We start from the raw sequence: 14,041 nt of genomic DNA, 5'->3' as shown, positions 1-14,041 counted from the left end.
GGACAGGTTCAGCCGGCCATGTGCGGGTAGAGGTGGGAGACAGGGGCGACGAAGGTTTCCTTGACGGTACGGGGGGAGGACCAGCGCAGGAGGTTGAAGGGGCTGCCCGCCTTGTCGTTGGTGCCGCTGCGGCGGCCACCGCCGAAGGGTTGGCGGCCAACAACGGCGCCGGTGGGTTTGTCATTGATGTAGAAATTCCCAGCCGCGTCGCGCAGGGCGAGGGAGAGCTGGTCGATGACGGCCTGGTCCTGCGCAAAGATGGCGCCGGTGAGGGCGTAAGGGGTGGACTGGTCCACCAGGGCGAGGGTTTCAGCGAGCTTGCCATCCGGATAGGCATAGAGGCCGAGGACGGGGCCGAAGATTTCATCCGTCATCAGGCGGGACCTGGGATCATCGCAGGCGATGACCGTGGGCGGGATGAACCAGCCTTGATTGTCTGACGGGGAGTCGCCGGCAAGCTTGCGATGGCCGGGCGCGGTAGCGGCATAGTCGAGGAAGCCGGAGATCTGCTGATAGGCGCGCTGGTCGATCACGGCACCCATGAAATTCCGGAAGTCTGAAACGTCACCCATGGTCAGGCTGCTGACGGTATCGGCGAGGCGTTCGGTGACCGGTTTCCAGAGGCTGAGTGGGATATAGGCGCGGCTGGCGGCGGAGCATTTCTGACCCTGATAATCGAACGCGCCGCGCACCAGGGCGGTGACGAGCGCATCGACATTGGCAGAGGCATGGGCGAAGACGAAATCCTTGCCGCCGGTTTCCCCTACAAGGCGGGGATAGGAACGGTAGTTGGAGACGTTCGCGCCAGTGGCGCGCCAGATACGGTCGAAAGCGGCCGTGGAGCCGGTGAAATGCACGCCGGCGAGATGCGGGCTGGCAAGTACGGCCTCGCCAATGGGGGCGGGATTTTCCGCCGGGAGCATGTTGATGACACCGGACGGGAGGCCGGCCGCCTCGAACAGGTCCATCAGGAAGGCCGCCGAATATACGGCGCGTTCGGACGGTTTCCAGACGACCGTGTTGCCCATCAGCGCCGGAGCGAGGGAGAGGTTACCGGCGATGGCGGTGAAGTTGAACGGGGAGGCAGCAAAAACGAAGCCATCGAGCGGGCGATGGTCCAGCCGGTTCAGCTCTGCCGCAGAGGAAAGCGGCTGCATCGCCTCGATCTCTTCGGAGAAGGCCACGTTAAAGCGGAGAAAATCGATCAGCTCGCAGGAGGCATCGATCTCCGCCTGATAGGCGGTCTTGCTCTGCTGCAGCATGGTGGCGGCAAGGAGGCGGGCATTGAAGGGACCGGCGAGCAATTCTGCCGCGCGCAGGAAGACGTTCCGGCGCGAGGCGGCGGGCATGCGCGCCCAATCGTGCCGCGCGGCCATCGCCGCGTTAATGGCGGCCTCTGCCTCGGGCGCACCCGCCGAAGCATAGCTGCCAAGGCTGCGGGCATGAGCATGCGGCTCGCGCATCTCTGTGGCGGTGCCGGTGTCGACCTTGCGGCCGTTGATGACGGGGAGGACGCGGCGCGGATTGGCGCGCTGCAGATCAATCTCGGCCATGAGGCTCGCGCGCTCGGGCGTGCCGGGGGCGAAGCTGCGGACGGGCTGGTTCTGGGGAAGGGTCATGATGGCTGCCTCGACTTTATTGGCGAAACTAGCAGCGGGGCAGGCGGAGGGCCCTCCGGGTAGGGACGTTTCGTTGCGCGATCGGGCCAGATTTGCCTGCGGCGTCAAGGCATCTTCATCCAAGCCTGGAGCGGGTGGCCTTCCAGGGCGGCGTGTATTTCGGCGCGTGAGGTTCCGGACTCGTCCTGGCCGGTCTTGAAGCGGGGGTGGAGCGAATCAATCTGCATACGGAATCCGATGATGCCCTGCAGCAGGCTGTCGAAGCGGGGGCCGATTTCGGCGGCGGTCCAGCCCGAGCCGTTGTGGGTTTCCATATGCGTGACAAGGGCATGGATCGCAGGCTCAGTGAAGGCGTCGTCGAGCGTGATGGCGCCGGTGACCTTGAGGGAGACGAAATTCCAGGTGGGCGCCCAGCCGGGCTTGGAAATCCAGCCAGGCGGGACATAGGCATGGGGGCCGAGAAAGAGGCAGGTGGCTTTGGGATTCTCCCATAGCCGGGGAATCAGTGGAGCAGAGCGCGGCAGGTGGCCCAGGAGGGATAGGGGCGTGCCTGCCGCATCTGTCTCCATCAGGAGCGGCATCAGGATAGCATCAGCTGGGGCAGCGGTGGGTACGACCCAGGCGAGCGGATTTTCCGCTGCAAAGCGGAGGATGTCCGCCTGCGGAACGGATGAAAATTGCGCGCTCATGCGTTGAGGATTCCGGCCAGCCAATCCGACGCATCCTGAAGGGCGCGGCCAGCGCAGGCGGAGATGCTGACCGCTTCGAGGAAGCTGTGTGTGGCGCCTTTATAGACCATGGCGGAGACCTCGACACCCGCCGCCTCGAGGCGGGCGGCAAGTTCCGTATTCTGGTCGGTGAGGATGTCGCATTCGGCTATGCAGAGATGCACGGGCGGAAGGCCGGCCAGGTCTGCCAGAAGCGGGCGGGCATAGGGATCATCCGTAGATGGCTTGCCGAGATAGCTGATCCAGAAGTCCCGCATCTCGTCTGTGGTGAGCATGTAATGGTCACCATCATAGCGTTTGTAGGAGGGGCGCGGATCGGTATCGAGGGCGGCATAGTTGAGGAGCAGGGCGTCGGGCAGGGGCTCTCCCCGGTCGCGCAGGCGCAGGGCGGTGGCGAGGGAGAGGTTGCCGCCGGCGGAGTCCCCGCCCAGTGCGATACGGCCGGTGGATAGCCCGTACGCGGCGCCATCGACGCGCAGCCAGGACAGACAGGCTTCCACATCTTCCAGCGCGCGCGGGAAACGGTGTTCCGGAGACAGAGCATAGTCCAGCCCGACAACGGCGCAGCCGGTGCGGTCTGCATATTCGCGCATCAGCCGGTCATGCGTGTCGATGCTGAACACGGTCCAGCCGCCGCCATGCAGATAGATCAGCGTGCCCTTGCCGGCGCCCGATTGCGGGATGTGGATGCGGGCGCGCACGCCATTTGACCCGAACTGGACCATCCGGGTTTCGGCCATATCCGGGCCGCCGCGGGCCCAGGGCGCGCGCACCTGCTCGCAGATTTCACGGCGGCGGGTGATCGTGGTGGGCGGGGCCACGGCGGCGAGCGCGGCAAAATCTGCCCCGGTGCGCTGTATGAAGCGGCGCACGTCCGGATCAACATCATCCGTGCGGGACAGGGGCGAAACGCTCATGGGGGATACTCTTCTATGCTAGGTGGGCGTGGGGGCGGACAGGCCGGGCGGCGCGGATCAGGCGCTGGTGGCGGCGGCGTGGGCTTTGCGTTTGGCGGCGATGCGAGGGCCGCGCTTCTTCAGCCACACCCAGATGCCGGTGAAGCATTGCTCTGCCGTGGCGAGTCCCAGGATGAAGACGAAGAACACCGCAAGGCCGCCGCCGATTTCGCCGGAATGAAGCGGATAGACGGCGCGGATCATCACCAGGCCTGCGCTGTCCGTGTAGGGATTGACTTCGTGGATCCAGTCGCCGGTGGCTGCGTCGAAATAGTAGTAGATGGGGCCGAGATATTTGTAGTTGAGGTCACCGGTGTCGCTGAAGGTGGTGCCGTAGAGGTTCCAGTTCTGGTAATAGAGCATGGTGGCCGGCTTCCAGGCGATGCCTTCGGCGGCGGCCTGCGCCTGCGACAGGGCGAGCGCGTCGGCATAGCTCATTGCTGGCGTTGTGCCGTCTGGATACGGCGCATCGAGATGGAAGAGGGACTTTTCCAGTGGCGCTACCGTGGTGGCGAACGGGTCCCAGAATTCATCGAAGAAGTTCAGCGTGACGGAAGTGAACGCCAGGATGAAAAGGAAAGGGAAGAGCCACAGCGCGCTGGCGCGGTGAATGTCCAGCATCTGGCGGGCGAACGAGCGTTTCGGGCTGTAGACCCAGCTTGGCCACCAATTTTTGAAGAAGGGGCCCTTCCTCGGGAAAGTGAGGTAGAGGCCGACGCCGGAACTGATGAGCCATCCGAGCGCGACGAAACCCATGAAAATGCGGCCGGCATCGCCTGCCAGAAGATTATAATGCAACTCCAGGATCAGCGGGATGAGCTGGCGGTTGTTCAGCCCCGGATCGGTGCTGCGCATACCGGCAGCTTCGCCGGTGGCCGGATTGAGGAAGACCTCGTCATAATCAAGCGCGGCTTCACGAGGTTTGGGCGCCACCGTGATGAGGATGTTTTCCGTTTCATCTGCACTCAGAGGAAAACCGGTGACCTGGATACCCGGGTTGGCCGCTTCATAAAGGGCGACCGCCTCGATGGGCGGCAGACGGTCTGCGGCGCTGCCATCATAGGTGAACAGATCGCCGTTCGCCCACCGGTCCAAGGTGGAGCGGGCGGTGAGGATGCTGCCGGTGAGGGCGGCAATGAACAGGAACAGGGCTGTGATGATGCCAAACCAGCGGTGGAGCACCAGCCATGTATTCTTGGTTGCCGCTTCGGCCATCGGCCCGCCCTCCTGCACTTCTTCAACCGGGACGATAGGAGGGGTGGTTGGAAACAGCCATAATGCGCCGGGTCGAAAAATACCTCAATCGGGTCCGCAGGGCCAAGGGGAAGGCCGCCTCACACAGATTGGCCAATTAGGGACAACTCCAGACCCGAAGCCGAAATACAGGATTTTGGCGCAATGGTATCGATGGCACCAGTTCGCATTGGGCGAATAAAGACGCAGCAGGGGTGCAAGTCATGATGCAAGGACATCGACAGATGGGACATCGAAAATATTTCAGGGCAACGCTTCTCGGCGCGGCCGCAGGGCTTGTGATGCTGGCGCCGTCTGCCATCGCGCAGGAAGGCGGAGAGGACGCTGCCAGCGTTCAGGAAACCATCATCGTGATCGCGCCAGAGTACGTGCCTCAGGATGGCGCCACGGCCAACAAATCCAACATTCCACTGATCCAGACGCCGCAATCGGTGTCGATCGTCACGCGCGACCAGATCGACCTTCTGAACTTCATCGATGCCCAGCAGGCTGTGCGCTACACCGCCGGCGCGTTTGGCGAGAATTACGGCCCGGATCTGCGCTTTGACTTCATCTCGGCGCGTGGTTTCCGCCCGCGGGAATATATCGATGGACTGGCTGTTCCGGCGACGACGACGATTTCCAGCGTTGGCCTCGACCTTTATGCCTTCCAGACCTTCTCGCTACTCAAGGGGCCGGCCTCGGCGCTTTATGGTAACTCCCCGCCGGGCGGCCTTTACAACCTGTCGCTGCGCCGCCCATCGGATGAGTTTGGCGGTGAGCTGGCCATCAAGTATGGCACGCAGGACTACAAGCAGGTGGCCGGTACTGTGGCCGGGCCGCTGGGCGAAAGCTTCAGCTATAGCCTGACGGGCCTTTACCGCGACCGCGAGACCTTTCGTGATCTCGTCAGCTCCGACCGGAGCCTGATCTCGCCGGCGCTGACCTGGAATATCACGCCGTCCACGGATCTTACGCTGCTGGGCTATTTCCAGTCTGACGCGGTGAACGGCGACACCAATGGCTATCTGCCGGTGGCTGGCACGCTGGAGCCGAACCCGAACGGAAAGATTGGCCCGACGACCAATCTCGGCAACCCGAACAACCGGTATGACCGCGATCAGTGGGGCATCGGGTATGAGCTGGTCCATGCCTTCAATGAAAATGTGAGGTTTATCTCCAATACCCGCGTCAGCCGGTATGCCGAGCGGTCTTCGACGCTGTTCTATGGCGGCGGCGGGTTCATCAACACGACAAACCCGAGCGATCCCAGCTATTACCGCACCATTCAGCAGTATAACTATGCGTACAAGGAAGATGTTGACGGGTTTACCACCGATAACCGGCTGGATATCGACTTCACTACCGGCGCGCTGACTCATGACCTGATTGCGGGCTATGATTATCGCAAGGCGGAGAATGAAGCTGGCTTCGGATTTGTGTTTGCCGGCACGATTGATGCGTTCAACCCGACCTACCCGCCGCAGGCGAGCTACAAGCCGGGCTATCCGACCCCGTACAACGACCAGACGCTGAAGCATTCCGGCCTCTATGTTCAGGATCATATCGGCTACGGCAATCTCTACGTCACGCTGAGCGGGCGGTACGACGATGTGAAGGTGAAGAACCATCTCACGGGCTTTGACCTCAGCGAAGACGCCTTCACCTATCGGGTGGGTGCGAACTATATCTTCGACAGCGGCCTTGCGCCTTATGTGAGCTATGCGACCTCGTTTGAGCCGGTGCTGGGGTCGGATGTCGACACGGGCGAGACCTTCAAGCCGAGCGAGGGTGAACAGGTGGAAGCAGGCATCAAGTATGATGCGCGCGGCCTGCCGGACGGCGTGGACCTGCTGCTGACGGCGGCTGTCTATCAGATCAACCAGAACAACATCGTTTCGGCGGTTGGCTCGCCGACCCCGATTGCCAGCAAGCAGACGGGCGAAGTGGAGGTCAACGGTTTCGAGGTGGAACTCGTCAGCCGGATCAACGACCAGCTCTCGATCAACGCTTCCTACAGCCGGACGGACAGCGAAGTGCTGGCCAGCTCCACGCCGCAGGAAGTGGGCGCCGAACTGCCCGTAACGCCGAAGGACAAGGCCTCGCTGTTTGTCGACTGGACGTTCGTGCAAGGCCCGATGGCTGGCCTCGGTATCGGTGGGGGCGTGCGCTATACGAGCGAGAGCCAGGGCGGCCTGCCCGGCCCGTTTGCGCCCATCGTCTATACCGGCGAAGCCTCGACGCTGTTTGACGCGGTTATCCGCTACGACACCCAGAACTGGCGTTTTGCCATCAACGGGTCCAACATTTTCGATGAGGAATATGTTGCCCGCTGCGCTGGTGTTGCAAACTGTACCTACGGCGCGGGCCGGCAGGTGATTGCAACGGTGACGCGCAAGTTCTGATCCGTAAACTGAGTGAGCGCCGCATGAAGAAGTTCACGCCAGAGGGATGCCGGAGCGCCGCTTCGTTTCGTGCACGCCTAATGACGGCGGCGCTCATCCTCGGCCTGTCCTCCTGCGCGGGAACACCGGCGCAGGAGGCAGAGACCCCGCCCCAGGAGGCGCGGTCTTACACAGCAGGCGTGACGGGCAAGCAGGATATGCCGCTCGCCCGGCCTGGACAGACGCTGCCGATGCGTGCCGCGCGGCAGATTTCGTTTGAAACTCATGAAGGCTCGCAATTGTCGCTGGATGTCTCGCCACGTGGCGAGACGCTGGTGTTTGACATGCTGGGCGACATCTACACGCTGCCCATTGGCGGGGGGAAGGCAACGCGGCTTACCTCCGGCATGGCGATGGACTCGCAGCCGGTCTGGTCGCCCGATGGGCAGACGATCCTGTTTGTCAGTGACTGGTCCGGCGCGGAGAATCTCTGGCTGATGGACGCGCAGGGCGGTAATCTGCGTCAGATCAGTCTGTATGACGACAATCCGGTTTTTGTTTCTCCCGAATGGGCGCCGGACGGGCAGAGCCTGATCGTCACGCGCTTCTGGGCGGACCGGAATGCCTATGAGCTCTGGCGGTTCCGGCCAGTTGAGGGCGATATGGGCGAGGTGCTGCGGTCTACGCGGGCGGGCGATGGCTCGGAAGGGGCCGTCAGTTCGCTCGGCGCGCGGTTTACGCCTGATGGCCGGGCGATTTATCTTTCCTCGCTGTCTAATGGCCATCCCGCGTTCAACGCGCTCGCGGCCTGGGGCATTGTGAAACTTGATCTGGACACGGGGCAGGAAACCGTTGTGCTGCCCGCCGGAAAGGCGGGGGAGAGCACCTTGCCGCGCTTCCGGCCGGCCATCTCTCCGGATGGCAAATATCTCGTTTTCGGAGACCGGCGCGAGGGCGTGTCGCAGCTCAAGATGATTCATCTGGAGACCGGCGCTGGGCAGGTGCTGGCCGAGACAGACCCGGACGCCATCCTGGCCGCGCTGACCAATGACGCGATTGCGCGCTATGATTTCTCGGCAGACGGACACTCCATCTTCCTCAACCGGCAGGGGCGCATTGATCGCATTCCGCTGGATGGCGGAAAAGCAGAAATAATTCCGTTTACGGCGGATATAGATCAGGCGCTGGGGCCGCTGGGGCGGCATCCGGCGCAGATCGAGACGGGCGAGGTGCGTGCGCGGCTGATCCAGTCTCCCGCGCTTTCGCCCGACGGCCGTTCGCTGGCATTCACGGCGCTGGGGCGGCTTTATGTGCAGACGCTGGACGGCGGCGCGCCGCGGGCTGTGCGGGCAGAAGGCGAGACCGGATTTCATCCCGCCTGGTCTGCGGATGGGGCGGCGCTGGCATTTGTGAGCTGGACGAAGGATGCGGGCGGGGCGGTGTGGATCGCGCCAGCGGATGGCAGCGGCGCGCGCCGGATCAGCTCCGAAGCGGGGTTTTATACGCATCCTGTTTTTACCCCGGACGGGACAGCGCTCATCGCAGTACGCTCACCCGCAGAGGCGCGGCGGCGGACCTATATGGAATATGGCCAGTGGCGGGACGGCGAACTGGTTCTGATGCCGCTGGATGGGGCGCCCGTGCGTGTGCTGGCGACGGGACGGATGGGCGGAACGCCGCATTTTTCCGCTGGGGCAGGCGAGGTGTTGATCAACACTGGTGCGGGCGTAGAGGCGATATTGCTGGAAGATGGCGCGCGGCGTGGGGTGACGCAGGCCGTCGGGCCAGGCTGGTATTTCTCCGAAGGCCCGGCGCCGGCGGATGATTTGCGCGTGTCCCCCGATGGCGCCTGGGCGCTGGCGCAGATTGGCCAGCAGTTACATCTCTACAAGCTGGATGATGCAGGCGGGACGTTCGATCTTTCAAGGCCAGCCGGGCCACATGTTCAGTTGACGGATATTGGCGCGGACTATTTTGGCTGGAGCGCAGACGGACAGGAGATCTACTGGGCGCTGGGGGCGACGCTGCGCCGGATCGCGCTGGCGGATGTGACTTTCGAGCGCGGTAGGGCGGAAGCGGCGGCGGGGCGCTTGGACATTTCCGTTACGGCCGCGCGCGATGAGCCCCGGGGGCGTGTGTTGCTGAAAGGCGGCCATGTCGTGACGATGGCAGACCGCGCCGCGCCGGAGGCCATGCTGGAGAATGCCGACATCCTGATCGAGGATGGCCGGATTGTGCAGATAGCGCCCGCCGGGGATATCCGCGCGGCGGCGGGGGATTCCATCGTGGATGTGGCGGGCGCATATATCATCCCTGGACTGATCGATGCGCATTACCATGTGGCCGACATCCGCCGGGATGTTCTGGATTTCGATGTGTGGGGCCTGAAGACGAACCTTGCCTTCGGCATTACCACTGTGTTTGATCCTTCCTCCCTTTCCATCGACATGCTGACCTATCAGGATCTGGTCGAGACAGGGAATGTGTTGGGGCCGCGCCTCTACACGACCGGCCCGGCGATTTTTGATTTCAATGACTTCCGGAGCAAGGAAGAGGTTCTCTCCGTGCTTCGCCGCTACCGGGATTATTACCGCCTGTCGAACCTGAAGCAGTATCGCACCGGCAACCGGCGTGTGCGTCAATGGGTGGCCGAGGCGGCCAATGAGCTGGGCCTGTCGGCAACAACCGAGGGCGCACTGTCTTACCGGTTTGGTCTGACGGGCATTCTGGACGGATTCTCCGGTGTGGAACACGGTATCCCGCCCATCGATCAGTATAAGGATTTTGTGGGGCTTTATGCGCGCAGCGGGACAAGCAGCACGCTGACGTTGATGATCACGCATGACGGCCTACCGGCGGACCGGGTTTTCATGCAGCGAAATGACGCCCTTAACGACCCCAAATATGCTGATTTCGTGCCGGAATGGTTTCGTGAAATGCGCTTTGCCAATGCTGCGCCTGCGCCCTTCTGCGACTACACTTACGGGATGGTGGGCGCCAGCGCCCTGAAGGTTCACCGGGCCGGCGGCGTAGTGGGCCTGGGCGCGCATGGCGATATTCCGGGTCTGGGCACGCAATGGGAAATGCAGGCCTATGTCGAGAGCGGATGGACGCCCGGTGAGACGCTTTGGGCCGCCACCATGGGCAGCGCCCAGACGATTGCGCGGGAGGCCGCGCTGGGCAGCCTCGAGCCGGGAAAATTCGCGGATCTTGTGATCCTCAACACCAATCCGCTGGCGGACATAAAGAACACGCTCGACATCCGGTATGTGATGAAAAACGGGCGGCTCTATCTGCCAGGGACACTTGCTGAAGCCGAGGCGACAGCGAAGCACTGAGGCGGCCGCCACCGCCCCGGAAAATCTAGAGAAAAACGTCTACAGGAGGAACGTAAGTGACCCTTGCACGCACACTATTGTCTGCAACGACCCTGATGGCCGCAGGGCCATTGGCTGCGGAGGCTAGCGAGAAACGCATATTCATGGACATCGGCGCTGTTTCGGCGCTGCATGATCGCGGCGAACAGATCGGCCGCCAAACGCTCGAATTCGGCGCCGGTATCGAGATCGATGTTCAGGAAGCAACCGTCTACGGAGCTTTTTACCGCCTGCTGCCCGTGGGCGATCAGCGGGCGGCGTTTGAGGATGAGGCCGATTTTATCCTCGGCGTGGCCTGGGGCGGACACGGCTACAGCGCCGATGTTTCCGCCAACTGGCTGACCTATCCTGGGGAAGACGCAGATTCGAGCCTCGAAGTGGTGGGCGCAGTCACGTTGGAGGCGCCGTTCGCGCCGACGCTGATCGGTTTTTATGATACGGATCTGAAGGATTGGGGGCTGGAGTTTGCCGCCGGGCCGGAATGGGCGCTGGGCGACTGGACGCTGTCGGCCATCGGCCGGGCAGGATTTGTGCAGCCGGGGGACGATTCGGCCCATCGCTCCTATGCCGGGATTGAACTGGCGGCGGCGCGGCCGGTTTCCGAATTTGTGGAGTTCGGTTTCTTCGCGGGCCGATACCGCCGATGAGGCGTCCTTCGCTCACCGTTTCGGGAATGGAGAGATGACATCCTTCCGCAATTCCGGGATCGCCGCGGGCATCAGCCTGGCGTTTATCCGCTAAAAGGGGCGCCTGCACGCCGGTGGCTCTGGCTGCCGGCGGGCGAGGGCGGTCCGACCATGCTTTAAGCAGGCGATGCCGCCTTTTTGGCCCGAGAAGTTTCATTAGGTCATATTTTTTCTTTTTTGGGCCACGCGGCCAGTCATCATCTTGTCACATCAGCGGACGGTGGCATCATTTGCGGGTGTTACGGCAGTCCCGAGAGGACAGGATGAAAAGCACCCATCAACTCGATCTCAGCCGCCGCCCGGTGGTTGCGCTGGCAGATGAATATCCTTCCGGCTTTGTCGATACTGCGCATTCGCATGAGCGCATCCAGCTGCTCTATGCCTGCTCGGGTGTCATGTCGGTGGTGACGGACAAGACGAGTTTCGTGATCCCGCCGCAGCGGGCGGTGTGGATTCCCAGCCAGGTGCAACATGAGGTTTCCTGCCGGGGGCCGGTATCGCTGCGGACGCTCTACATCGATCCGAGATATGAGCGGGATGATCCGGACTGTCATATCGTCGAGGTGGGCCAGTTGTTGCGGGCATTGATCCTGGAAGTGACGCAGTTTGACCATGACTACGACCTGCAGGGCCGGGAGGGACAGATTGTCAGCCTGCTCATCAGCGAGCTGCTGGCCTCGCCCAAGGTGCCCTATGCCGCCCCAATGCCGACCGATCCGCGCCTGGTGCGCGTATGCCGCGAGATCATCGAGAACCCCTCCGACCAGCGCGACATTGACCAATGGGCCGACATTGCGGGCATGAGCCGGCGCAGCTTTACCCGCGCATTCAAGCGCGAGACGGGGATGGGGGTTGCCCTGTGGCGCCAGCAGGTGCGGTTGCTGGAGGCGCTGTCTCTGCTGTCCACCGGATCGAGCGTCACCAGCGTGGCGATGGATGTGGGCTATGACAGCGCCAGCGCCTTCTGCGCGATGTTTCAGCGGGCGTTCGGTGTCTCGCCAAGCCGGTATTCGTTCTGAGAGCTCAGGCTTTAGCCGAGGCCGCCCATCAGCGTGTATTTGATGTCGAGATAATCGCTGACGCCATACTTTGAGCCTTCGCGGCCAAAACCGCTTTCCTTGCGCCCGCCAAAAGGGGCGATGGCGGTGGAGATCAGCCCCTCATTCATGCCGACGATGCCATAGTCGAGCGCGGCGGAGACGCGGAAGGCGCGGGCGAGGTCTTTGGTATAGGCGTAGGCGGCGAGGCCGAACTCTGTGTCATTGGCCATGGCGATGGCCTCTGCCTCATCCCCGAAGCGGAAGAGGGCGGCGACAGGGCCGAAGGTTTCCTCGCGCGCAATGCGGGCGGTGGCAGGCACATCGGTAAGGACTGTGGGCTCGAAGAAGGTGCCGCCAAGCTTGTGGAGCTTGCCGCCGAGTTCGATGCGGGCGCCCTTGAGGAGGGCGTCTTCAATATGGGCTTTGACGGTTTCCACAGCATCTTCATTGATCAGCGGGCCTTGGTCGATGCCTTCATCCATCCCGTTACCGACATTGAGTTTTCTGACTGCTTCAGTGAGCTTTTCGGCAAAGGCATCATAGATGCCATCGTGCACCAGGAAGCGGTTTGCGCACACGCAGGTCTGGCCGGAATTGCGGAACTTCGAGGCGATGGCGCCTTCGACGGCCGCATCCAGATCGGCATCCTCGAAGACGAGGAAGGGGGCGTTGCCGCCGAGCTCCAGGCTGAGGCGTTTGAGGGTGGTGGCGCTTTGCTGCATCAGTTTCTTGCCGGTCTCGGTGGAGCCGGTGAAGCTGACCTTGCGGATTTTCGGGTTGCTGGTCAGCTCGCTGCCGATCTCTCCGGCAGAGCCTGTGATGACTGAGAACACACCTGCGGGAATGCCGGCGCGGCTGGCCAGTTCGGCCATGGCGAGGGCCGTCAGCGGGGTGGCGGAGGCGGGTTTCACAACCATGGTGCAGCCGACGGAAAGGGCGGCGCCAGCCTTGCGGGCGATCATGGCGGCGGGGAAGTTCCAGGGGGTGATGGCGGCTGTGACGCCGACAGGTTCGTGGGTAACGAGGATGCGGGCGGCGGGATTATGGCTGGGGATGATGTCGCCATAGGTGCGGCGGGCTTCTTCGGAAAACCATTCGATGAAGGAGGCGGCATAGGCGATTTCGCCTTTGGCTTCGGAGAGGGATTTGCCCTGTTCGGCGGTCATGATGGCGGCGAGGTCTGCCTGATTTTTCATAAGAAGATCAAACCACTGGCGCAGGATGCGCGCGCGTTTTTCGGCCAGCAGGCCCGACCATTCGGGGAAGGCATCGGCGGCCGCATCGACCGCCTGGCGGGTTTCGCCAGCGCCCATTTTGGGGACGGTTGCCAGGATTTCGCCGGTGGCGGGGTTGGTGACATCGAAGGTCTGGCCGGAATTGGCGGGGGTCCATTCTCCGGCGAGAAAAGCCTCCGTTTTGAGGAGGGAGGAATCCTTGAGTTTCAGGGGCATGGGCACATCTCCGGCGGGACTTATCCAACAGTTGCGCGCCCTTATAGTTCCCCCGGCAATGCAGGACGACCCGTGTCAGCGGGTGGACACACACCGGCAAACCGGGACAATTCCCGGACAAGTTTGGACAAATCCGGACACATAATTGACAGGACGAGGACAGGTATGACCGACACACATCTCAAGGCATTGGCGGCATCGATGCCGTTTGCGAAGACGATCGGGCTGGAGCTGGTTCTGGCCGACCGGGAGGCGGTGATCGGCCGCGTGACCGTGGGCGAGGCGCACTGCACGGCGGGCGCGATTGCCCATGGCGGGTTCCTGATGACGCTGGCCGATTGCGTGGGCGCGATCGGGGCATTCCTGAGCCTGCCGCCCGAGGCCAAGATGACGACGACGACCGAGAGCAAGACCAACCTGATCGCGGCGGCGCCCGTGGGCAGTGTTCTGACGGCAACTGCCGCGCCGGTAAGTGTTGGCCGGCGGCTGCAGGTCTGGCAGACGCGGATCGAAACGGAGGCGGGCAAGCTAGTTGCGCTGACCACCCAGTCTCAGATGAATTTGTAA

Annotated in this window: 10 protein-coding genes; 5 read left to right on the top strand and 5 right to left on the bottom strand. The window is 62.7% G+C overall.

All coding sequences use genetic code 11. The annotated features are described in order from the left end of the window. Nucleotides 1-8 precede the first annotated feature (8 nt). The 4 genes from pruA to BBF93_RS11765 form a co-directional block, all read right to left on the bottom strand. A complete protein-coding gene (pruA, locus tag BBF93_RS11780) occupies nt 9-1,619 on the bottom strand; it encodes an L-glutamate gamma-semialdehyde dehydrogenase (protein WP_114106029.1) in 1,611 nt (536 codons plus the stop codon). 104 nt (nt 1,620-1,723) lie between these two features. Further along, on the bottom strand, nt 1,724-2,308 hold the full coding sequence (locus BBF93_RS11775; protein ID WP_114106028.1) for an FMN-binding negative transcriptional regulator: 585 nt from the start codon (nt 2,306-2,308) through the stop codon (nt 1,724-1,726). Next, a complete protein-coding gene (locus tag BBF93_RS11770) occupies nt 2,305-3,264 on the bottom strand; it encodes an alpha/beta hydrolase (RefSeq protein ID WP_114106027.1) in 960 nt (319 codons plus the stop codon). Before BBF93_RS11770 ends, BBF93_RS11775 begins: the two co-directional genes overlap by 4 nt. Before the next feature lie 57 nt (nt 3,265-3,321). Then, a complete protein-coding gene (locus BBF93_RS11765) occupies nt 3,322-4,518 on the bottom strand; it encodes a PepSY domain-containing protein (protein ID WP_114106026.1) in 1,197 nt (398 codons plus the stop codon). Nucleotides 4,519-4,781: 263 nt separating this feature from the next. Here BBF93_RS11765 and BBF93_RS11760 point away from each other — a divergent pair, with 263 nt between their 5' ends. The 4 genes from BBF93_RS11760 (at nt 4,782) to BBF93_RS11740 (ending at nt 12,002) form a co-directional block, all read left to right on the top strand. Then, nucleotides 4,782-6,941 (top strand): TonB-dependent siderophore receptor, encoded by a 2,160-nt coding sequence (locus BBF93_RS11760; RefSeq protein ID WP_233349106.1) that lies wholly within the window; start codon nt 4,782-4,784, stop codon nt 6,939-6,941. Nucleotides 6,942-6,964: 23 nt separating this feature from the next. Beyond that, entirely contained in the window at nt 6,965-10,258 is a 3,294-nt protein-coding gene (locus tag BBF93_RS11750) for an amidohydrolase family protein (RefSeq protein WP_162786535.1), read from the top strand. 56 nt (nt 10,259-10,314) lie between these two features. Continuing rightward, nucleotides 10,315-10,944 carry a hypothetical protein gene (locus BBF93_RS11745; RefSeq protein WP_162786534.1) on the top strand — a complete coding sequence of 210 codons (630 nt, stop codon included), beginning with the start codon at nt 10,315-10,317 and terminating at the stop codon, nt 10,942-10,944. A gap of 302 nt (nt 10,945-11,246) precedes the next feature. Next, on the top strand, nt 11,247-12,002 hold the full coding sequence (locus BBF93_RS11740; protein ID WP_035601452.1) for a helix-turn-helix transcriptional regulator: 756 nt from the start codon (nt 11,247-11,249) through the stop codon (nt 12,000-12,002). An 11-nt stretch (nt 12,003-12,013) separates the two neighbouring features. On the opposite strand, the gene BBF93_RS11735 is transcribed toward BBF93_RS11740, so the two are convergent. After that, the gene (locus BBF93_RS11735; protein ID WP_199288449.1) at nt 12,014-13,468 is read right to left on the bottom strand and encodes an NAD-dependent succinate-semialdehyde dehydrogenase; all 1,455 of its coding nucleotides are present in this window, start codon (nt 13,466-13,468) and stop codon (nt 12,014-12,016) included. A 171-nt stretch (nt 13,469-13,639) separates the two neighbouring features. Between BBF93_RS11735 and BBF93_RS11730 the strand changes: the two genes are divergently transcribed. Then, on the top strand, nt 13,640-14,041 hold the full coding sequence (locus BBF93_RS11730; RefSeq protein ID WP_114106020.1) for a PaaI family thioesterase: 402 nt from the start codon (nt 13,640-13,642) through the stop codon (nt 14,039-14,041).

Origin of the sequence: Hyphomonas sp. CACIAM 19H1, from assembly GCF_003325995.1 — a bacterium.
Classification (GTDB): Bacteria; Pseudomonadota; Alphaproteobacteria; order Caulobacterales; family Hyphomonadaceae; genus Hyphomonas; species Hyphomonas polymorpha.
This window is presented reverse-complemented; position numbering and strand designations above follow the sequence as displayed.

Bases quoted from the DNA above. Each gene is read 5' to 3' on its own strand.
- BBF93_RS11775 (WP_114106028.1), bottom strand. From the start codon at position 2,308: ATGAGCGCGCAATTTTCATCCGTTCCGCAGGCGGACATCCTCCGCTTT.
- BBF93_RS11740 (WP_035601452.1), top strand. From the start codon at position 11,247: ATGAAAAGCACCCATCAACTCGATCTCAGCCGCCGCCCGGTGGTTGCG.
- BBF93_RS11730 (WP_114106020.1), top strand. From the start codon at position 13,640: ATGACCGACACACATCTCAAGGCATTGGCGGCATCGATGCCGTTTGCG.
- BBF93_RS11760 (WP_233349106.1), top strand. From the start codon at position 4,782: ATGGGACATCGAAAATATTTCAGGGCAACGCTTCTCGGCGCGGCCGCA.
- BBF93_RS11750 (WP_162786535.1), top strand. From the start codon at position 6,965: ATGAAGAAGTTCACGCCAGAGGGATGCCGGAGCGCCGCTTCGTTTCGT.
- BBF93_RS11765 (WP_114106026.1), bottom strand. From the start codon at position 4,518: ATGGCCGAAGCGGCAACCAAGAATACATGGCTGGTGCTCCACCGCTGG.
- pruA (WP_114106029.1), bottom strand. From the start codon at position 1,619: ATGACCCTTCCCCAGAACCAGCCCGTCCGCAGCTTCGCCCCCGGCACG.
- BBF93_RS11770 (WP_114106027.1), bottom strand. From the start codon at position 3,264: ATGAGCGTTTCGCCCCTGTCCCGCACGGATGATGTTGATCCGGACGTG.